We start from the raw sequence: 18,899 nt of genomic DNA on the forward strand, positions 1-18,899 counted from the left end.
TCAGACCACGTGAAGGTACACCATGGTCCGCGTCACAGTCGACCCCCTGACGGAATGTGCAGTCGATATCCGAAAATGTGCGGCGCATCTCCGGAACGTGTGGTTCAATGTGGTCAGACCACACCCCCGATGCGGAGATCTCCATGCGAATCGCCCTGTTCGCGACGTGCCTCGGCGACACGATGTTCCCGAAGGCCGTTTCGGCCACCGCCCTGCTCCTCACCCGGCTCGGGCACGACGTCGTCTTCCCCGAACGCCAGACCTGCTGCGGCCAGATGCACGTCAACACCGGTTACCAACCCGACGCGCTGCCGCTCGTCGAGAACTACGTCGACGCCTTCGACGACACCAGTATCGACGCCGTCGTCGCCCCTTCCGGATCATGCGTCGGATCCGTTCGCCACCAGCACGAAATCGTCGCTTCCCGTTACGGTTCCGCGTCGTTGTGCGGGCGGGTCGACACCGTCAAGGCCAAGACGTACGAGTTGTCCGAATTCCTCGTCGACGTCCTCGGCGTCACCGACGTCGGCGCCTACTTCCCCCACCGGGTGACCTATCACCCCACCTGCCACTCGCTGCGGATGCTGCGAGTGGGGGAGAAGCCGCTCCAGCTGTTGCGGGCCGTGCGCGAGATCGACCTCGTCGAACTGCCCGAGGCCGACTCGTGCTGCGGGTTCGGCGGCACCTTCGCGATCAAGAACGCCGAGACCTCCACCGCGATGCTCGCCGACAAGCTGAACAATGTCGCCGCCACCGGTGCCGAATACTGCAGCGCCGGCGACTCGTCGTGCCTGATGCACATCGGTGGCGGTCTCACACGACTGCGCACCGGTACCCGCACCATCCACCTCGCCGAGATCCTCGCCTCCGTGGAACCGGCCGTCGCCCCCAAGGGAGTGCCCGCGTGACCGCACTCGGTATGCCCGTCGTCCCGCCGCGTGGATCCGGAAATCTGCGCGGCATCAGGAAGTTTCCCGACGCAGCGCACCAGGAACTCGCGAACCCGCAGTTGCGCCGCAACATCGGCAAGGCCACCCACACGATCCGTGCCAAGCGACTGGACGTCACCGGGGAACTGCCCGACTGGGAGCAACTGCGCGACGCCGGCGCCGCCATCAAGACCGACGTGCTCAACCGCCTCCCGGAGTTGCTCACCCAGCTCGAGGAGGCGGTGACCGCGCGCGGCGGCGTGGTGCACTGGGCGGCCGACGCCGCCGAGGCCAACGCCATCGTCACCGACCTGATCCGGAAGACGGGATCCGACGAGGTCATCAAGGTCAAATCGATGGCCACCCAGGAGATCGGACTCAACGAGCACCTCGAGGAACAAGGGATCGCGGCCTACGAGACCGACCTCGCCGAGCTCATCGTCCAGCTCGGCCACGACAAGCCCTCGCACATCCTCGTGCCCGCCATCCACCGCAACCGCGCCGAGATCCGCGAGATCTTCCTGCGTGAGATGCCGGACGTCGACCCCGACCTCGACGACAACCCCCGCCATCTCGCAGCCGCGGCACGAAAATTCTTGCGACACAAGTTCATGACGGTGCCGGTTGCGGTGTCGGGCGCGAACTTCGGCATCGCCGAGACCGGCACCCTCGCCGTCGTCGAATCCGAGGGCAACGGCCGCATGTGCCTGACGCTGCCGCAGACGCTCATCACCGTCATGGGTATCGAGAAGCTGCTGCCCACCTTCCGCGACCTCGAGGTGTTCCTGCAGCTGCTGCCGCGCTCGTCGACCGGGGAGCGCATGAACCCCTACACCTCGATGTGGACCGGTGTCACCCCCGGCGACGGACCGCAGGAATTCCACCTCGTGCTGCTCGACAACGGCCGCACCGCCGCGCTCGCCGACGAGATCGGACGTGAAGCACTGCACTGCATCCGTTGCTCGGCCTGCCTGAACGTGTGCCCGGTCTACGAGCGCACCGGAGGCCACGCCTACGGCTCGACCTATCCGGGCCCGATCGGCGCCGTCCTCAGCCCGCAATTGGCCGGGATGGACGAACCCGACGACCCCAACGCCAGCCTGCCGTTCGCATCGAGCCTGTGCGGTGCCTGCTACGACGCCTGCCCCGTCAAGATCGACATCCCCTCGTTGCTGGTGGAACTGCGCCACCAGAAGGTCGAACACGCCCGCTTCGGACCCGAGGCCGCGGCGATGAAGGCAGCCTCGCTGGCCATGTCGACCTCACGACGCTGGACGGCCGCGCAGAAGGCCGCCGGGCTCGGCCGCGTCCTCGCCGGCAAGAAGGGAAAGATCACCCATCTTCCCGGTCCACTGGCCGGCTGGACAGACGCCCGCGACATGCCGGCCCCGCCGAAACAGACCTTCCGGCAATGGTGGGCATCCGACGAAGGACGTGCCGCGCTCGCGAAGGCACGCGAGGAAGGACAGCAGCGATGAGCAGTCGCGACGCGATTCTCGGCCGGATCCGTTCGGCGCAGACCCTGGCACCGCCGGTACCGGTCGAGGTACCGCGCGACTACCGTCTCGGACGCACCCTGCCGGACGCCGAACGCCGTGAGCTGTTGGTCGACCGACTGGTCGACTACAAGGCCCACGTGCACCAGAGCACGCCGGAGGATCTACCCGTCGTGCTGGCGAAGATTCTCACGGATCGGGGGGTGCGCCGCGTCGGGATCCCGGAGGGCCTGGAACGCTCGTGGATGGCGGAGTTCGGTGGCGAGGTGGTGGTCGACTCCACCGACCGACCTGCAGCCGACCTCGGTGATCTCGACGGGGTCGTCACCGGCTCTGCGGTCACCTGCGCCGAGACGGGCACGATCTTCCTCGACGGCAACCCCGACCAGGGGCGACGCGCGCTGACACTGGTCCCCGACCTGCACGTGTGTGTGGTGGCGATGGGCGACGTCGAGGTGGGAGTGCCCGAAGCGCTGGCCCGGCTCGTCCCGGAGCGGCCGATCACGATGATCAGCGGACCGTCCGCGACGTCGGACATCGAACTCGAACGCGTCGAGGGCGTGCACGGCCCCCGCACACTGGAGGTGGTGATGGTCGGATGACCATGCTGACCGAGCGTGTCCGGCCGCGACTCGGATGGCAACAGCATGCCAACTGCCGGACCTCCGACGAGTACTTCTTCTTCGCCCCGGAGGGCGAACCACCGAACATCCGCAGGCGGCGCGAGGTCGTCGCGAAGCGCATCTGCGCGAACTGCCCGGTGCTGGCCGAGTGCCGCACCCACGCGATACTCAGCGGCGAACCGCACGGAGTGTGGGGTGGACTGTCGGAACACGAACGGCTGCAACATCTCAACCACTGACCGCACACGATCTTCGGTGTTTCCGACCTCGAGAACTGCGCGGCCGCAGGTGGCGTCCCGTGCCTGATGAAGGGCAACACGTTCACTGTCTGCGGCTTCACTCGCGGGCACCTCGTATGGGTGCCGCAGCTCGCCGTCAACATTTTCGGGTACAACGCCGGATCGTGGCGCACCGATCGGCATCCCCGCGGTTCCTGGTGGATACAACCGGGGACGGTCGCGCGGACAACATGGGGTTCGGCAGCGCCGGTGTGTGGCTGCACAGATCGTGACCGTATTCGAACGACGGGTTCCGGCCGGTGCGTCGCATCGGCCGGAACCGCTCATCTCAGGTTCATGGTTGCCCCGATTCGAACGTGAGGACCTGGTGAGCGAGAAACGGAAACCCGCGAGGGCGGTAGTCCCTCGCGGTGTCGGTGTCCTCCTCGTAGGAATGGAATCAGGTACCGATGATCGACGACGGTTCGCTCACAGTGCGTCCTGACGGGTCCGTGGTGGGTGATCAGCCGACGCGGTCCAGGATTGCGCCGATCTGATCGAGAAGCGACCGGAGCGAGGCGATCTGACGTCGCAGCTCGTCCACCTCGCCGTCGAGTGACACAAGTGCCGAGGTATCGGCTCGTGTCCCGCCGTTGCCGGACGGACCGAGCGCGAGTGGGTCCGTCTGGGCCGGGTCCATCGCCCCGAGCAGGAACGGCGCACGCGGTCCTTCCAGGTACGCCCGCATGCGGAGCGACTGCCCGGAGGTGAACATGAGCATCGCATCGCCGTCGTCGCCCCAGATGCGGCGTAGGCTCAACCAGCGACCGATCTCGTATGTCGCGGTGCGACCGAGATGGAAGGGAGGTCGCGCTGTGCCGGTGGTCCCGAAGCACGAGTGGGCGATGACGACACCGGCGGTCGCTGTCGGTCGGCCGGGGAACTGGGCGTAGTTGAGGATCTGGGACGGCGACGCGGGATCATGCGCGACGTGAACGACGACCGGAATGCTCCCGACACCTGTCGGGGCCGGTGCGCGCTGTCCTGTCCGGCGTTCCGCAGACCTCGCGGGTCGATGGGGAGTCCAGGTCGGCCATGACGGATCCTCTCCTGCTCCGGAAGCGGCATCGAATGAAGCATCACCCTCGGTGCTGCGGAACCATGCGTAGCGGACTACTCGATGGGCGCAGCCATGACCGCCCTGATGGTTCCGGCCTACTTCTATCTCGAGACGGTCCGCGGATTCTCACCCACGAAAGCCGCCCTGATCTTCGCCCCGATGGCGATCGTCACCGGTCTCACCGCACCGCTCATCGGTAAGTTCTCCGACCGGATGCCGCCCCGGGTGCTGCCCACCGTCGGCTTCACGCTCTTCTCCGCGACGATCTTCGGCTTCGCGGTGCTCATGACGCCGGACAGCCCCATCGTGCTGTTCCTGCTCATCGCCGGTATCGCCGGCATGTCCAACTCGTGCATCTGGGCACCGCTGGCCTCCACCGCCACGCACAACCTGCCCATCCATCAGGCGGGCGCCGGTGCCGGCATCTACAACACCACCCGCCAGGTCGGTTCGGTGCTGGGCAGCGCCGCGATCGGTGCCTTGATCTCGTCCTTGATGGCCGCGCAAGGACTCGGTGAGGTGCAAGCCGGTGAAGGCGGCGGAGCCACGATGGGAGCCGGTCTCCCGGAGCAGATCGCCGAGAAGTTCAGCACCGCGCTGAGCCAGTCGATGCTGCTGCCCGCGTCGGTTCTGATCATCGGGATCGTGGCGTCGGCGATGTTCGTCGGTCACGCATCGTCGCAGCGGAAGGCGCAGGCCGGAGCTTCGCCGGATCGCGCAGAGGTCACCGGCTGAGCCGGGTTCGTATGTAGTGGCCGGTCGCCACGAACGGAAGAACGCTCCCACCGAGCAGGACTCGGTGGGAGCGTTCTCGCATGCTGAGGGTGTGGTCAGCCGTAGTGGCAGACGTAGCTGACGGCCTCGGTGACCTCGATGTCGAACGACGAGTCGCCGGGCACCGAGAAGGAGTCGCCTGCACCGTAGGAGGTCCAGTCCTCGCCGCCGGCCAATCGGACGCGGCACGCGCCGCTGTGCAGCTCCATGACCTCCGGTGCAACGGTGCCGAAGTTCAGGGTCGCGGGAAGGATCACGCCGGCCGACTTGCGGGTTCCATCCGCCAGATGGAAGTTGTGGCTGACGCACTTGCCGTCGAAGTAGACGTTGGCACGCGGGTCGAGCGTCACGTTGGCGTAGGTCGAAGTCGGCTCACTCATGGGCTGGAGCGTAGCGAGGCGGGTGCAGGTCGCCGGTCGTCGGGGTCGGTGTGCGCACGTCCGTCGCGAGGTGTATCTCAGGGGACCTTCACGGAGTCGACGATGTCGAGGTCCTCGAGCTGGTCACGGTGCAGGAGGAACTGGCGCGGATCGGAGCCGATCTCGCCGACCGCTACGCCCGCTGACCGCAGATGGCGTTCGACGGGAGGCTCACAATGCAGAAGTGAGGCTCACAACCCGGGTCGACCACCAGGGTTGTGAGCCTCGCTTTTCGGTTGTGAGCCTTCTGCGGGATGCGATTTCCGGCGCGTCCTCGCGGCGCGAGCGACACGTGCGCGATTGCCGCACACGTCACTGCACCAGTGCTGACGTGCGTTGAGTCGGGTGAAGTACAGCACGCACCGTGGTGCCTCGCACTTGCACAGCAAGGTTGCCGCGTGACCGGTTACCGCTGTGATTGCGGATACAGCGATTTCGGCGACCAATTCCTCGAACGGGTCGTGGGAGTCCGTGGTCCAGCGGACGTGGAGGCGATCGTCACCGACAACGATGCCGGGAGTGATGCGTGTGCGATCGAGCACCGTGCGCAGGTGGGCCGCTGCCTGGGCCGGATCACCGTCGAGCGTGTCGCGGTAGACGGAGCCGAGCGTGTCGCGGAGTTGTCGGAGTTGCGCGAGCTGGTCCTCGGTCGGTGTGAAAGGTGATCGAGGGAAGCTGATCTCTTCATTCAGTGTCTGCATCCACGCGTGGGCCCGGTCGGGCGAGTCGAACAGGTCGGTGATGCCGCGACCGTCGTAGTAGCGGCTGCTCAGGAAATTGGTGGACGGTGGTTCGAGCGGCCGGACCAGGACGCCGTTCTCGATGTACTGCGTCCGCATGGTCGGTCCTCTCCCGATCGGGTTCTGCGTGCATTCGTGCTTGCAATGTACTTCAATCTATCCCTAGAGTCTCGGCTAATGCATTAACGATTAGTTAGGAGTTCGGATGTTCTCCCAGCAGGCCCCAGTCGCCGATTCGTCGCCGTCCATGTCGTCCCCTCCCGTCCTCGACGCGGCTCGTCGTCCCTGGTGGAGGTCCTCCGCGTCGCCACGACCGGCCCTGCGCACGGTCGCACTCGCACTGATTGCTGCGGCCCTCGGGCTTCTGGGGCTCGCCGCACTGACCGAGGTGACAGGAAGTCCGTTCCTCATCCCCTCGATGGCGGCCAGCATGGCCCTGGTCGTGGGGGCGCCGAAACTTCCGTTGTCCCAACCTCGCAACGTGGTCGGCGGCCAAATCATCTCTGCCGCAGTCGGCGCTTCGGTCGGACTGCTGGGCCAATCGTTGTGGCTCGGCGCGCTCGCCGGCGCCCTGGCTCTGGCTGCGATGATGCTGGCTCGTGTGCCACATTCCCCGGCGGCGGCGACTGCGGTCATCGGGACCACCGCGACAACAGTCCCCAGCTGGGAGTTCATTCTCCTTGCAGGATCCGCTGCCGCGGTGCTCGTACTCGTCGGCCTTGTCGTCAACCGCCTGAACGGCGCTCCCGAGTACCCGCTGTACATCTGGTAGACGGACGGTGCCGGGGCCGACCCAGGGACGGGTCGATCAGTACTTTGGCTTGGTCCTGGGGAGTGCGCAGGGCCTCGAATGTGGAGGGCACATCGTGTAAGCCGACAGTCCCGGTGACCATCGCTGTTGCGTCGACTTTGCCCTCGGCGAGCAGATGCAAGGTATCGCGGAACTCCAGAGGCGTGTAGGCGAAGACGAATCGCAGATCGATCTCTTTGCCGGTGGCCAACATCGGCCGGAACCGGTCGGTGCCCATGCACACCCCGGCCACTACGACACGGGAATGGAACGGTGCCGATGTCAGGACCGAGTCGAGCATGCCCGGGGTGCCGACGCATTCGAAAATGACCGGACGCTTCGGTGTGGTCGTGCCGAGCTTCTCAGCGATGCGGTAGAGCGGCACCCATCCGGGTAGACGCCGTAACTTCTCCATGGAAGTCGTACCCAGCTCGTAGAGTTCGGTACCTGACGTCACTCCAGGTGCTGCCGCATACGGCGAATTTTGCGTGGGGTCGACGACGAGGGTCGCGCCGCATCGTCGGGCGAGTTCTCGGCGGCCCGGAGACGGGTCGCTAGCGACGATCGTTTCCACCCCTTGCGCCTTCAGGTGGCACACGATCGCTAGACCTACCGGACCGCAACCGACCACGATGGCGGTATCACGACGCGAGATGTCGCTGCGCCGTACGGCGTGGAGCGCGACAGCCATGGGTTCGGTCAGTGCCGCGATGTCGGAACTCAGACCATTGGGTACCACGAAACTAAGTGCAGCCTCTGCCAATACCTGTTCTGCGTAGGCTCCCGGCGCTGCCGGGGACAGACCTGTCATGTGCACACCGTTGCGGTCCCGCAGCAGCGGGAACGATACGACCCTGGAGCCCCGTTTGAACCGTCCACTTACGCCGCGGCCACGCTCGGCCACCTCACCGCAGAACTCATGCCCGAAGACGAACGGCATGTCGCTGCCGGCAGCATGTTTGACACCGAGTGCAGACATCGCCTCTGTCAGCTCGTCGATGTGGTCTCTTGCGTGCAGATCCGATCCACAGATGCCGCAACGCACAACGTCGAGGAGCAATTGTCCTCGGTTGGGTCCGGGGGTAGGGATGTCGACGACCGACAGCGTCGCGCGATGGCAACTGACGGCCTTCATCGGTGCAACCTGGACTCTGCGATGGTTCCGCGATGCGGCATAAGGACGGCGGTCCGGAATGCATCCAGGCGACTTCTGCGTGGCGCAAAGGCGTCCGATACTTCGGCCGACTCCAGGGCACGCGCGAGAAGTTTCCCTCCCTCGACCGCCACATCCATCACCTACCTGATGCGCAGCATGATTCTGAAGTATCAAATGAGATGAAGTAGCTGTCAATGGTGACTCTGCGCTGCATCGTCCCTACGGTGACGAGAGAGGAGGAACGGCGCAGGGGCTGTGCATCGATCAGTCGGCGACGCGTTTACGTGGCCGGCCACGCCGCGCCGTCTTCTTGACCGGGGCTCTTCGTCGCGGCTCGGTTTGCTGCGGCTCGCCTTCGTCCTCGTCTTCACCCGGGTCCTCATCCGAACCTTCGGCGGTGTCCGCTTCCTCGTCCGGCTCCTCGTCCGGTTCCTCGTCCTCCTCCTCGTCCGCATCGGCTTTTGGGCTGTCGGATGGTGCGTCGCGCCAACTGAATTCGACCTCGATCTCGACCTGGTCGCCGTCCACCTCGATTTCGAGTTCCCATTCGAGTCGGTCGGCGACGACGAGCGAAATGGTGTCACCGCCCGAGTCCAGTTCCACTTCGGATCCCGTCGCCAAGGCGCGGCCGAGTGCGATCAACCGCTCGGACGCCTGCTTGCGGGAAAGTTCGGCCTTCTGCTTGATCTCCAGCTTCGGCACGGCAACTCCTGACCTCGGTGAAGTATGCATCCACGGTATCTGCCGCGAGGTAGGCAGGAGTCGTGAACGAGGAGCCGTGACGATTTCGACGTTCGTCGTCCGGGCCAGTTACGTGCACGCAACCGATCGCGGCGAAAGTACGTCCGAGCAGGATTAGACTCACCGGTGTCGCAGGCCTGCCGATGATGTCGGGCCCGGTGCCTTGCCGGCGCCGGTTCGTGTGGCGATGGTTCTGTTCGTGTTGTGACGGTCGACGGTGCGGTCGGTGGTTCTTCTGTCAGGAGTTGTCATGGCCCGTTCCGTTCGAGATGAAGAAGGCCGTTCGTCGGCCGATGAGGTGACGCTGCACGACCTCGAGATGGTGGTGCAGGCACTGACCGGCCGAGGTGCGGACGCAGATGTCGTCGAGTTCGGGAGCAGTCGAGGAGCCGCAGAACCGTCCGGGCAATCCGACGTGCCGGATGGGAGGAGTCGTCGCCGCACACAGCGGTGAGCCCGTTATCGGCGGTGAGGGGTACGACCAGGAGCCGCGCGAAACAGTCATGAGTGCTTGCTCCGAGAGCAGCGACATGTGACGCTGACCACATGGTGGAGTCGCGTGAGCTTCTCGACGATCTCTGTCCGCTCGTTCCACAGCGGCCAGGACGCACGGTCCAGGAGCGGATCGCGTGAGCCGCGTCGTGCGAATCGCCAACTGCTCCGGTTTCTACGGCGACCGTCTGTCGGCGATGCGCGAGATGCTCGAAGGCGGCGAACTGGACTATGTGACCGGTGACTACCTCGCCGAACTGACGATGCTCATCCTCGGTCGCGACCGTCTGAAGAATCCGGAACTCGGCTACGCCAAGACGTTCCTGCGGCAGGCCGAGGACTGCATGGGGCTCGCTCTCGACAAGGGGGTGCGGATCGTCGCGAACGCCGGTGGTCTCAACCCCGCGGGTCTGGCTTCGGCGCTGCACACGGTTGCGGATCGGCTCGGTCTGTCACCACGCATCGCCCACGTCGAAGGCGACGATCTCCTCACTCGCATCGACGAGTTCGGTTTCGTCGCCGACCCGCGCCCGCTCACCGCGAACGCATATCTCGGTGCGTGGGGCATCGTGCGGTGCCTCGATGCCGGAGCCGACATCGTCGTGACCGGACGCGTCACCGACGCTTCGGTGATCGTCGGTCCCGCCGCCGCCCACTTCGGTTGGGCACCCGATGACTTCGACGCACTCGCGGGTGCTGTTGTCGCCGGGCACGTCATCGAATGTGGTACCCAGGCGACCGGCGGAAACTATGCATTCTTCGTCGAACTCGACGACCTCGTCCGCCCCGGATTTCCCATCGCCGAGATCGAGGCGGACGGCGCGGCGACGATCACCAAGCACCCGGGTACGGGAGGAGCCGTCACCATCGGCACGGTCACCGCACAACTGCTGTACGAGGTGACGGGCGGACGCTACGCGAACCCCGATGTCACCGCGCGCATCGACACCGCCACGCTGAGCCGGGAAGCACCCGATCGTGTCCGCATCACCGGCGTGAAGGGCGAGCCGCCCCCACCGACTCTGAAGGTGTGCCTCAACGCGCTCGCCGGGTTCTACAACGAGGTCGTCTTCGTCCTCACCGGACTGGACATCGACGCGAAGGCCCAGTTGGTGCGATCTCAGATGGAATCGAATCTGCCGAGGCGGCCTGCCGAACTCGAATGGACTCTCGCTCGCACCGACCATGCCGATGCCGACACGGAGGAAACCGCGAGCGCTCTGCTGCGCTGCACTGCGCGCGATTCCGATCCCGACGTCGTCGGACGCGCATTCACCTCCACGGCGGTCGAGTTCGCCCTCGCAAGCTCTCCCGGGTTCTTCGTCACCGCTCCGCCCGGCCCGGGCACCGCCTACGGTGTCTACACGGCCGAGTACGTCGAGGCGACCCGCGTGCCGCACATTGCAGTGTTGCCAGACGGCACCCGCGTCGACATCCCGGCCGCGGTGACCACCCGGACCCTCGAACCGTTGCCGGACCCGAGTGTGCCCGCGCCGCTGTCGCCCGGACAGACTTGTCGCGTTCCGCTCGGCACGATCGCCGGTGCCCGCAGCGGCGACAAGGGCGGTGACGCCAACATCGGGTTGTGGGTCCGATCCGACGACGAATGGCAATGGCTTGCAAACACTCTCACCGTCGACACGCTGAAGGACCTGCTCCCCGAGATCGAACCCTTGCCTGTCACACGTCATCTGCTCCCGAACCTGCGGGCCGTGAACTTCGTAATCGAGGGAATCCTCGGTCGTGGCGTCGCCTCCCGTGCCCGCTTCGACCCCCAGGCCAAGGGCCTCGGTGAATGGTTGCGCGCCCGATACCTCGACATCCCCACCGTCCTGCTGGAGAAGCACACGTGAGCACCTTGATCTCGACCCTGGATGCCGGCTCCACCGAATACGGCGCAGCCGCCGATACAATGCGTGCTCGCCTGGCCGAACTCGACACAGAACACGGCAAGGCCCTCGCCGGCGGGGGAGAAAAGTACGTCCGGCGACACCACGACCGAGGCAAGTTGCTTGCGCGGGAGAGGATCGAACTGCTCCTCGACCCCGACTCGCCGTTCCTCGAGCTCTCACCGCTCGCGGCCTGGGGCACCGAGTTTCCCGTCGGCGGCAGCGTCGTCACGGGCATCGGTGTGGTCGAAGGCGTCGAATGTGTCATCGTGGCCACCGACCCCACCGTGCGCGGGGGAACCAGTAACCCGTGGACGCTCCGCAAGACGTTGCGTGCCGACGACATCGCCCTGCAGAACCGGATGCCGCTGATCTCCCTCGTCGAATCCGGCGGCGCGGATCTGCCCACGCAAAAAGAAGTGTTCATTCCCGGTGGCCGGCTCTTCCGCGATCTGACCCGGTTGTCGGCGGCAGGTATCCCCACGATCGCGGTGGTCTTCGGCAATTTGACCGCCGGCGGCGCATACATCCCCGGCATGTCCGACCACGTCGTGATGATCGAGAAGCGGTCGAAGGTGTTTCTCGCCGGCCCGCCGCTGGTGAAGATGGCCACCGGTGAGGAATCCGACGACGAGTCGCTCGGCGGCGCCGAGATGCACGCGCGTATCTCGGGTCTGGCCGACCACTTCGCGGTCGACGAACAGGACGCGGTGCGCATCGGTCGCAGCATTGTGCGGCGCCTCAACTACCGCAAGGCCGGCCCTGCACCCCGGACGGACGTACGCGAACCGCGGTACGACGCCGAGGAGCTGCTCGGGATCGTCCCTGAGGATCTTCGGCAACCCTTCGATCCGCGTGAGGTCATCGCCCGCGTCGTCGACGATTCCGACTTCGACGAGTTCAAACCGCTCTACGGGTCGTCGCTCGTGACCGGCTGGGCACAGGTGCACGGCTATCCGGTCGGGATTCTCGCCAACGCGCGCGGCGTGCTGTTCAACGAGGAATCGCAGAAGGCAGCCCAGTTCATCCAACTCGCGAACCGTGCCGATACGCCGCTGTTGTTCCTGCACAACACCACCGGGTACATGGTCGGTCGGGAATACGAGGAACGCGGCATGATCAAGCACGGGGCGATGATGATCAACGCGGTCGCCAACTCCACGGTGCCGCACATCTCCATCCTCATCGGCGCGTCCTACGGCGCCGGTCACTACGGCATGTGCGGACGTGCCTTCGATCCGCGGTTCCTGTTCGCGTGGCCCAGCGCCAAGTCTGCGGTCATGGGCGGTGCCCAACTGGCCGGGGTCATCTCTCTCGTCGGACGCGCTGCCGCGCAGGCACGCGGCCAGGACTTCGACGAGGCCGCCGACGAGGCGATGCGCGCGGCCGTCGAGAACCAGATCGAAGCCGAATCGCTGCCGATGTTCCTGTCCGGTCGTCTCTACGACGACGGCATCATCGACCCCCGCGATACCCGCACTGTGCTGGGACTGTGCTTGTCGGCTGTTGCCACCGCCCCGATCACAGGTGCCGAATCCTTCGGCGTCTTCCGGATGTGAGGTTCCCGTGACCGAATCGACCATCACCACGGTGCTCGTGGCGAATCGCGGGGAGATCGCCCGCCGCGTGTTCGCGTCGTGCCGTCGGGCCGGACTCGGGGGGATCGCGGTGTTCTCCGATGCCGACGCGAACAGTCCGCATGTCGGCGACGCCGATGCCGCCGTGCGACTTGCGGGAGTCACCCCTTCCGAGACCTACCTCGACGGGAAGAAGATCGTCGCGGCAGCGTTGGCGACGGGCGCCGACGCGGTCCATCCGGGTTACGGATTCCTTTCCGAGAACGCACGATTCGCGCGCGAAGTGCTCGAGGCGGGGTTGATCTGGATCGGACCGCGCCCGGAGTCGATCGAACGGATGGGCTCGAAGGTCGAGGCCAAGAAGATCATGACCGACGCCGGCGTCCCTGTTCTCGCCGAACTCGACCCCGCCGACATCACCGACGCCGACCTCCCGGTGCTCGTCAAGGCCTCCGCCGGCGGTGGAGGGCGCGGAATGCGGGTGGTGCGGACATTGGCCGACCTGCAGGGGCAACTCGATGCTGCCCGCCGGGAGGCCGCGTCGGCGTTCGGCGACCCGACGGTGTTCTGCGAGCGGTATCTCGAGAACGGGCGGCACATCGAGGTCCAGATCCTCGCGGACCGCCACGGCACGGTGTGGGCGGTGGGCGAACGCGAATGCTCGATCCAACGTCGCCACCAGAAGGTGATCGAGGAAGCCCCCTCGCCGCTCGTCGACGCGATCGAGGGGATGCGTCCACGCCTGTTCGACGCCGCCCGGCGCGCCGCTCAGGCCATCGGGTACGAGGGCGCCGGCACCGTCGAGTTTCTCGCGGACCGCTCGGGGCGGTTCCACTTCCTGGAGATGAACACGCGCCTGCAGGTCGAGCATCCCGTCACCGAATGTACGACCGGGCTCGATCTCGTCGATCTCCAGTTCCGCATCGCCGACGGTGACCTCCTCGACCCCGAACCACCCCCGGTACACGGCCATTCCGTGGAGGCCAGGCTCTACGCCGAGGACCCGGCCCGGGACTGGCAACCGCAGTCCGGCACCGTGCACCGTTTCGCGCTGCCACAGGAGGTTCGCGAATTCGACGTGCTCCGGCACACCGGTGTGCGCGTCGATTCCGGTGTCCTCGCGGGATCGGAGGTCGGGGTCCACTACGACGCGATGCTCGCCAAGATCATCTCGTACGCACCGACCCGTGACCGCGCGGTGCGGCTGCTGGCATCGACGTTGACGCGCACCGAGATCCACGGCATCGTCACCAACCGCGACCTCCTCGTCGCGGTGCTGAAACATCCCGCCTTCCGTGCGGGGGAGACCGACACCGCCTTCTTCGACACCCACGGACTCACGGAACTGTCGGCACCGCTCGCCTCAGCGCACGCGGAAGCGGTGTCCGCGATCGCCGCTGCTCTGGCGGAGTCGGCCACCAATCGCACCGCTGCCACGGTGAATGCGGGACTGCCCTCGGGATGGCGGAATCTGCCCTCGCAGCCGCAGGCCACACGATTCACGGGCGTCCACAATGACCACGTGGTGCGTTACCGAGTCACCCGCGACGGTGTCCACGTCGACGGCCGTGACGACCTCGGTGTCGTCGGGTTCGCCCCGGATCGCGTGGTTCTGGACGTCGACGGTGTCCGCCGGCATTTTGTGGTGGCGCGATACGGCGACGCGGTACACGTCGACTCGTCGCTCGGACCGGTGCACTTGACCGCGGTGCCGCGTTTCGTGGACCCCACCGCCCGAATTGCTGCAGGATCACTGCTCGCACCCATGCCGGGATCGGTGATCCGGCTCGGCGCTGTCGTCGGCGATGTGGTGGAAGCGGGGAGGCCGCTCGTGTGGCTCGAAGCGATGAAGATGGAGCACACCGTCACCGCACCCACTGCCGGCACGCTCACGACGCTCGCCGTCGAAGTCGGCGATCAGGTCGCCGTCGGCACCGTCCTCGCTGTCGTCACCCCGCACGACGTGTCCGCACCGGTCGAGAGCCCCGACAGCGAAGGGGGCCACCACATCGAGGAGTTGTCATGACCGAACCCGATCCGGTGGTGGTGCGCTACGTCGTCGACCACGGCGCTGCGACACTGACCCTCGACTCCCCGCACAACCGCAACGCCCTGTCCGTACCGCTGCTGACCCAATTGAGCCGCGGACTCGTCGACGCGGCCGCCGACCCCGCCGTCCGCGCGGTCATCCTCGCCCATACCGGTGGAACATTCTGTGCCGGAGCGGATCTGAGCGGCTCTTCCGGATCCGCGCAGGAAACGGCTGCCGCACGCACCCGCGACATGACGGCCTTGCTCCGGAAGATCCTGGAGCTCCCCAAGCCGGTCTTGGCCCGCATCGACGGGCACGTCCGCGCCGGCGGCATGGGTCTGATCGGTGCCTGCGACATCGTGGTCGCCGGGCCGGCGTCGACGTTCGCACTTACCGAGGCACGGCTCGGTCTGGCCGCGTCGATCATCTCTTTGACCGTGCTCCCGCGATTGTCGCCGCGCGCAGCGGCACGGTACTTCCTGACCGGCGAACGGTTCGGTCCCGAGGAGGCGTCCTCCGAGGGTCTCGTCACCCTGTCGGTGGCCGATACCGACGCTGTCCTGGTGGAGTTGCTCGCGGAGATCCGTGCCTGCTCACCGCAGGGTCTGGCCGAATCGAAACGCCTCGTCACGCAGCGGATCCTCGAGGACTTCGATCGTTACGGAGACGACCTGGCAGCACGTTCGGCGCGGATGTTCGGTTCCGAGGAAGCCGCGGAGGGGATGACGGCGTTCCTACAGAAGCGGCGCCCGTGGTGGGACATTCGGTGAGAGGGTGTCACCCGAGGCCCTGCGTCATTTTGTGCGGAGCGAATACCGATCCTGCCGATCTCGTCACCGGGCGCCCGGTGCGCGAAACGACCGTCTCCACCCTGCTCGGCGACGCGGTGCTGAAAGTTCGTGGCACGCCCGGGCATCGGGTGGTCTCGATCGCATCGGATCTCGCCGGAGAGAACGGGTTCGAAATCGACGGCGACTCGGTGCTGCTGGATCTGCCGCCCGATCGCGGCCCGACGTCGTCCGCGCGCTCGTCGCCGACGGCGTGGATGTGTTGTCGGTCGGACCGGCCGAACGCATCCTCGAGGACGTGTTCCTCGAAATGACCACTCGTTCCACACCCACGAAGGGGCGTGACATGTCCGCCTCGACACTCCGCTCGCACTCCGATTCCACCTCACTTGCCGCACGGCACAACACCGTTGCTCGGAGCTTGCGTGCCGAGTTGTACCGGTTGCGTTCGTGGCCGGCGATGTGGACGACGGTCGGCACGTGGTTCCTGCTCGCGATGGTTTTCGGCTACGTATTCCCGTACGTCTCCTACACGACCGGAACGGCCGGCTTCTCCACGGAAGGGGAGCCGACCGAAGCGTTGCTGCAGAGCGCCCTGCCCGAATCGATCCCTGACATCCTGGTCCAGGGCACACCGTTGTTCGGTGGTGCGCTCGTGCTCGTCCTGGGTGCTCTCATCGCCGGGAACGGGTACAGCTGGGGAACGTGGAAGACCGTGTTCACTCACGGCCGTCTGCGCCCGACAATCGGTGCCCTGCTCGCTCTTGCGGTGATCGTTGCCGCGATGGTGGTCGTCACCGCTGTGCTGTGCACGGTCGTGTCCGTCTCGCTCGCCACGATCGAAACACAACCGCTCACGATGCCGTCGGCCGGCGCACTTCTTCGCTCCGCGGGTGCGGCGTACCTCGTGTTCATGATGTGGGGAACGATCGGCTTCGCCCTCGGCACCTACGCCCGCAGTGCGGCGCTGTCGGTCGGACTGGGGCTGGTATGGACGGTTGTCGTCGAGAATCTGCTGCGAGGCGTCGGCTCCGCGCTGCATCTCGTCGAGGACGTGACGGCCTTCCTGTCGGGAACCGCAGCCGGATCGTTCGTCGGCGCGGTGACCGGGGGAGGGGAGGGCACACCCGGGGTGGTGGATGTGATCTCGGGACCGAGGGCGCTCATCACCGTCGCCGCCTACATTGCCGTCGCAGTGGTCGCCACCGGGATTCTGGTGCGGAGCCGGGACGTGAACTGACCGCAAAGATTCTGCCGGTGGGATAACCGGAACAGGGCCGGGGTACCCGATCGAATATGACGACCAGCTCGAGGGGCCCTGGCGATTCGAACCCCGATTTCTCGCCGCCCGCGCGACGTAGCGATACTCCGGTACCGCCATCCGGGGCGACACCGGATCCGGACGCTCCCAGTAGGCTGCACCCCGACGTCGCCCGGGGCAAAGGCATCAGAGGCACCCGCACCGGGGCGTTGTGGACTGCCCTGATCGTCGGTGTGTTGATCCTGCTGTTGCTATTGGTGTTCATCCTGCAGAACCTGGACAGCGTCACCCTCGAACTGTTCGCGTGGGACTTCTCGTTGCCGCTGGGTGTGGCACTGCTGTTCGCTGCGATCGCCGGAGCGGTGATCGTCGGCCTCGCCGGGGGTCTGCGGATTCTGCAGCTCCGCCACGCCGCCAACCGGCAACGCGCACGCACCGTCCGGTAAGACAGATCTCCGACTGCAGTACACCCACGCCGGCCGCTCTTCCTTCGTAGAGTGAAAGATCTCGAGTGGGGAGAACGCCATGGCCGCCACAGGACCGACCGACACCTCTCCTGTGCGCGGCGGGGCGGCGGCCACGATCGGCGTCGAAGAGGAATTCGTCCTGGTCGATCCCCGTACCGGTCGTCCCCTCCTGCGCAGTCTCGACGTGCTCGCGGCCGGACGCACACTCGGCATCGAGCTCGAGGTCGAGCTCTCCCCGTGTCAGGTCGAGACCGCCACCACGGTATGTACACACCTGCAGGACCTACGCGAAGAGCTGCGCCGCTCCCGCGCGACGGCCGCCGACGCCGCAGCGCGCGCAGGATGCCGGCTCGTAGCGGTCGGCACACCGATCTTCGAACCTCCGAGCGGATCGGTCACCGTCACGCCTCGCTACCAACGCATGGCACAGCACTATCGTGGCGTCACCGACGGCGTGATCTGCGGATGCCACGTGCATATCGGTGTCGACGATCGTGACCGCGCGGCCCAGCTCATCAACCATCTGCGCCCATGGCTTCCCGCCCTGCTGGCGCTGACCGCCAACTCGCCGATCACCGACGGCCGGGACACCGGATATGCCAGCTGGCGATACCTGCGGTGGGGGCGCTGGCCGAGCGCGGGACTGCCCCCGCAGTGCGCCTCGGCCGCGGAATACGACGCGGCGGTCGAATCGCTGCTCACCACCGGCACGATCCTGGATCCTCGAATGGTCTATTGGGATGTGCGGATCTCCGCGCGTCATCCGACCCTCGAGATTCGCATCGCGGACGTGCCCGCGACCGTCGAAGAGACCGTCACGCTGGCCACCTTGGTGTATGCATTGGTCGCCCAGGCGACGGCGTCGATCGAGCGCGGTGAGGCGGCGCCTTCGGTCGATCAGGAGCTGCTGCGCGCGGCGTGCTGGAGAGCGGCCCGGGACGGTCTGGCGGGGCACGGCGTCGATCTCGGCTCTGCGCAGTTGGTTCCGGCTGTCGACCTGATCCGACGCCTGCTCGCTCAGCTCCGGCCCGTCCTCGAGGAACTCGGCGTCTATTCCTCCGTGCACGACGCTCTGGCGGTGACCCTGGACCGAGGCAACGGCGCGATCCGGCAACGTCGTGTCCTCGAGAGCGGTGGTTCCTTCACCGAGGTGGTTGCCGACGCGGCGCGACGCACTGTGGGGGGTTGACCCTCGGCCGTGGTTGCCGGCAGCGCCTGGAACGCACCTGTTGCTACACCGTGGCGCGAGCTCGAATCAAATGGAATTACCCCCCGAGTGAGGGATGGTTCTCGCCCTGCTGCGTCGGCCGAGCCTTCGATAGGTCGATGCATCGGCACCGCGACGCCGGTCGCACTCGAGCATGCGCAACGGCTCCTAACCGACTGT

The 18,899-nt window shown here is 66.4% G+C and carries 20 protein-coding genes; 14 read left to right on the top strand and 6 right to left on the bottom strand.

Translation table 11 applies throughout. The features are described 5' to 3' along the window. Positions 1-143: 143 nt before the first annotated feature. Genes BO226_RS08265 through BO226_RS08280 form a run of 4 tightly spaced genes read left to right on the top strand, consistent with a single transcriptional unit; the run spans position 144 to position 3,287 of the window. Positions 144-908 (top strand): (Fe-S)-binding protein, encoded by a 765-nt coding sequence (locus tag BO226_RS08265; RefSeq protein WP_024100947.1) that lies wholly within the window; start codon positions 144-146, stop codon positions 906-908. Next, entirely contained in the window at positions 905-2,407 is a 1,503-nt protein-coding gene (locus BO226_RS08270; protein ID WP_006552063.1) for a LutB/LldF family L-lactate oxidation iron-sulfur protein, read from the top strand. The genes BO226_RS08265 and BO226_RS08270 overlap by 4 nt, the downstream gene beginning before the upstream one ends. Beyond that, on the top strand, positions 2,404-3,027 hold the full coding sequence (locus BO226_RS08275; protein ID WP_064060998.1) for a LutC/YkgG family protein: 624 nt from the start codon (positions 2,404-2,406) through the stop codon (positions 3,025-3,027). Before BO226_RS08270 ends, BO226_RS08275 begins: the two co-directional genes overlap by 4 nt. Next, positions 3,024-3,287 carry a WhiB family transcriptional regulator gene (locus tag BO226_RS08280; protein WP_006552065.1) on the top strand — a complete coding sequence of 88 codons (264 nt, stop codon included), beginning with the start codon at positions 3,024-3,026 and terminating at the stop codon, positions 3,285-3,287. Before BO226_RS08275 ends, BO226_RS08280 begins: the two co-directional genes overlap by 4 nt. Before the next feature lie 502 nt (positions 3,288-3,789). Here BO226_RS08280 and BO226_RS08285 read toward each other — a convergent pair. Beyond that, positions 3,790-4,086 (bottom strand): hypothetical protein, encoded by a 297-nt coding sequence (locus BO226_RS08285; RefSeq protein ID WP_006552066.1) that lies wholly within the window; start codon positions 4,084-4,086, stop codon positions 3,790-3,792. Positions 4,087-4,458: 372 nt separating this feature from the next. On the opposite strand from BO226_RS08285, the gene BO226_RS08290 reads away from it, so the two are divergent. Next, the gene (locus BO226_RS08290) at positions 4,459-5,121 is read left to right on the top strand and encodes an MFS transporter (RefSeq protein ID WP_332260666.1); all 663 of its coding nucleotides are present in this window, start codon (positions 4,459-4,461) and stop codon (positions 5,119-5,121) included. A 95-nt stretch (positions 5,122-5,216) separates the two neighbouring features. Here BO226_RS08290 and ppnP read toward each other — a convergent pair whose 3' ends face one another. After that, complete coding sequence (gene ppnP, locus BO226_RS08295; RefSeq protein ID WP_006552067.1) at positions 5,217-5,540, bottom strand: pyrimidine/purine nucleoside phosphorylase; 324 nt, start codon at positions 5,538-5,540, stop codon at positions 5,217-5,219. 50 nt (positions 5,541-5,590) lie between these two features. On the opposite strand from ppnP, the gene BO226_RS28390 reads away from it, so the two are divergent. Next, positions 5,591-5,725, top strand: coding sequence for a hypothetical protein (locus BO226_RS28390; protein WP_024100952.1), 135 nt, complete (start codon positions 5,591-5,593; stop codon positions 5,723-5,725). A 45-nt stretch (positions 5,726-5,770) separates the two neighbouring features. Here BO226_RS28390 and BO226_RS08300 read toward each other — a convergent pair whose 3' ends face one another. Further along, positions 5,771-6,418: a CGNR zinc finger domain-containing protein gene (locus BO226_RS08300; protein ID WP_024100953.1), complete on the bottom strand. Its 648-nt coding sequence runs from the start codon at positions 6,416-6,418 to the stop codon at positions 5,771-5,773. A 106-nt stretch (positions 6,419-6,524) separates the two neighbouring features. On the opposite strand from BO226_RS08300, the gene BO226_RS08305 reads away from it, so the two are divergent. Then, positions 6,525-7,091 (top strand): HPP family protein, encoded by a 567-nt coding sequence (locus tag BO226_RS08305; protein WP_232238082.1) that lies wholly within the window; start codon positions 6,525-6,527, stop codon positions 7,089-7,091. Here the strand turns inward: BO226_RS08305 and BO226_RS08310 are convergent. From BO226_RS08310 to BO226_RS26945, 3 genes are all read right to left on the bottom strand, one after another. Next, positions 7,045-8,244, bottom strand: coding sequence for a zinc-binding dehydrogenase (locus BO226_RS08310; protein ID WP_083543599.1), 1,200 nt, complete (start codon positions 8,242-8,244; stop codon positions 7,045-7,047). The genes BO226_RS08305 and BO226_RS08310 overlap by 47 nt on opposite strands. A 285-nt stretch (positions 8,245-8,529) precedes the next feature. Continuing rightward, positions 8,530-8,967, bottom strand: a complete 438-nt coding sequence (locus tag BO226_RS08315) for an amphi-Trp domain-containing protein (protein ID WP_064061003.1) — start codon at positions 8,965-8,967, stop codon at positions 8,530-8,532. Positions 8,968-9,244: 277 nt separating this feature from the next. After that, on the bottom strand, positions 9,245-9,511 hold the full coding sequence (locus BO226_RS26945) for a hypothetical protein (RefSeq protein ID WP_156895141.1): 267 nt from the start codon (positions 9,509-9,511) through the stop codon (positions 9,245-9,247). 184 nt (positions 9,512-9,695) lie between these two features. On the opposite strand from BO226_RS26945, the gene BO226_RS08320 reads away from it, so the two are divergent. From BO226_RS08320 to BO226_RS08355, 7 genes are all read left to right on the top strand, one after another. Beyond that, the gene (locus BO226_RS08320) at positions 9,696-11,351 is read left to right on the top strand and encodes an acyclic terpene utilization AtuA family protein (protein ID WP_232238114.1); all 1,656 of its coding nucleotides are present in this window, start codon (positions 9,696-9,698) and stop codon (positions 11,349-11,351) included. After that, positions 11,348-12,946 (top strand): acyl-CoA carboxylase subunit beta, encoded by a 1,599-nt coding sequence (locus BO226_RS08325; RefSeq protein ID WP_071934987.1) that lies wholly within the window; start codon positions 11,348-11,350, stop codon positions 12,944-12,946. The genes BO226_RS08320 and BO226_RS08325 overlap by 4 nt, the downstream gene beginning before the upstream one ends. A gap of 7 nt (positions 12,947-12,953) precedes the next feature. Continuing rightward, positions 12,954-14,990 carry an acetyl/propionyl/methylcrotonyl-CoA carboxylase subunit alpha gene (locus tag BO226_RS08330; RefSeq protein WP_071934988.1) on the top strand — a complete coding sequence of 679 codons (2,037 nt, stop codon included), beginning with the start codon at positions 12,954-12,956 and terminating at the stop codon, positions 14,988-14,990. Then, on the top strand, positions 14,987-15,766 hold the full coding sequence (locus BO226_RS08335; protein WP_071934989.1) for an enoyl-CoA hydratase family protein: 780 nt from the start codon (positions 14,987-14,989) through the stop codon (positions 15,764-15,766). The genes BO226_RS08330 and BO226_RS08335 overlap by 4 nt, the downstream gene beginning before the upstream one ends. 364 nt (positions 15,767-16,130) lie before the next feature. Further along, positions 16,131-17,024, top strand: coding sequence for an ABC transporter permease (locus BO226_RS08345; protein WP_071934990.1), 894 nt, complete (start codon positions 16,131-16,133; stop codon positions 17,022-17,024). 56 nt (positions 17,025-17,080) lie between these two features. Continuing rightward, the gene (locus BO226_RS08350) at positions 17,081-17,491 is read left to right on the top strand and encodes a LapA family protein (protein ID WP_024100963.1); all 411 of its coding nucleotides are present in this window, start codon (positions 17,081-17,083) and stop codon (positions 17,489-17,491) included. Positions 17,492-17,570: 79 nt separating this feature from the next. Further along, positions 17,571-18,701 carry a carboxylate-amine ligase gene (locus BO226_RS08355; protein WP_064852844.1) on the top strand — a complete coding sequence of 377 codons (1,131 nt, stop codon included), beginning with the start codon at positions 17,571-17,573 and terminating at the stop codon, positions 18,699-18,701. Positions 18,702-18,899: the final 198 nt, after the last annotated feature.

It is taken from the genome of Rhodococcus sp. 2G (assembly GCF_001886355.1).
GTDB classification, from domain to species: domain Bacteria; phylum Actinomycetota; class Actinomycetes; order Mycobacteriales; family Mycobacteriaceae; genus Rhodococcus; species Rhodococcus pyridinivorans.

Excerpts from the sequence above, each read along its gene's own strand:
- BO226_RS08265 (WP_024100947.1), top strand. The coding sequence starts at position 144 with ATGCGAATCGCCCTGTTCGCGACGTGCCTCGGCGACACGATGTTCCCG.
- BO226_RS08275 (WP_064060998.1), top strand. The coding sequence starts at position 2,404 with ATGAGCAGTCGCGACGCGATTCTCGGCCGGATCCGTTCGGCGCAGACC.
- BO226_RS08280 (WP_006552065.1), top strand. The coding sequence starts at position 3,024 with ATGACCATGCTGACCGAGCGTGTCCGGCCGCGACTCGGATGGCAACAG.
- BO226_RS08290 (WP_332260666.1), top strand. The coding sequence starts at position 4,459 with ATGACCGCCCTGATGGTTCCGGCCTACTTCTATCTCGAGACGGTCCGC.
- ppnP (WP_006552067.1), bottom strand. The coding sequence starts at position 5,540 with ATGAGTGAGCCGACTTCGACCTACGCCAACGTGACGCTCGACCCGCGT.
- BO226_RS08300 (WP_024100953.1), bottom strand. The coding sequence starts at position 6,418 with ATGCGGACGCAGTACATCGAGAACGGCGTCCTGGTCCGGCCGCTCGAA.
- BO226_RS08305 (WP_232238082.1), top strand. The coding sequence starts at position 6,525 with ATGTTCTCCCAGCAGGCCCCAGTCGCCGATTCGTCGCCGTCCATGTCG.
- BO226_RS08310 (WP_083543599.1), bottom strand. The coding sequence starts at position 8,244 with ATGAAGGCCGTCAGTTGCCATCGCGCGACGCTGTCGGTCGTCGACATC.
- BO226_RS26945 (WP_156895141.1), bottom strand. The coding sequence starts at position 9,511 with ATGACTGTTTCGCGCGGCTCCTGGTCGTACCCCTCACCGCCGATAACG.
- BO226_RS08320 (WP_232238114.1), top strand. The coding sequence starts at position 9,696 with ATGCGCGAGATGCTCGAAGGCGGCGAACTGGACTATGTGACCGGTGAC.
- BO226_RS08335 (WP_071934989.1), top strand. The coding sequence starts at position 14,987 with ATGACCGAACCCGATCCGGTGGTGGTGCGCTACGTCGTCGACCACGGC.
- BO226_RS08345 (WP_071934990.1), top strand. The coding sequence starts at position 16,131 with ATGTCCGCCTCGACACTCCGCTCGCACTCCGATTCCACCTCACTTGCC.
- BO226_RS08350 (WP_024100963.1), top strand. The coding sequence starts at position 17,081 with ATGACGACCAGCTCGAGGGGCCCTGGCGATTCGAACCCCGATTTCTCG.
- BO226_RS08355 (WP_064852844.1), top strand. The coding sequence starts at position 17,571 with ATGGCCGCCACAGGACCGACCGACACCTCTCCTGTGCGCGGCGGGGCG.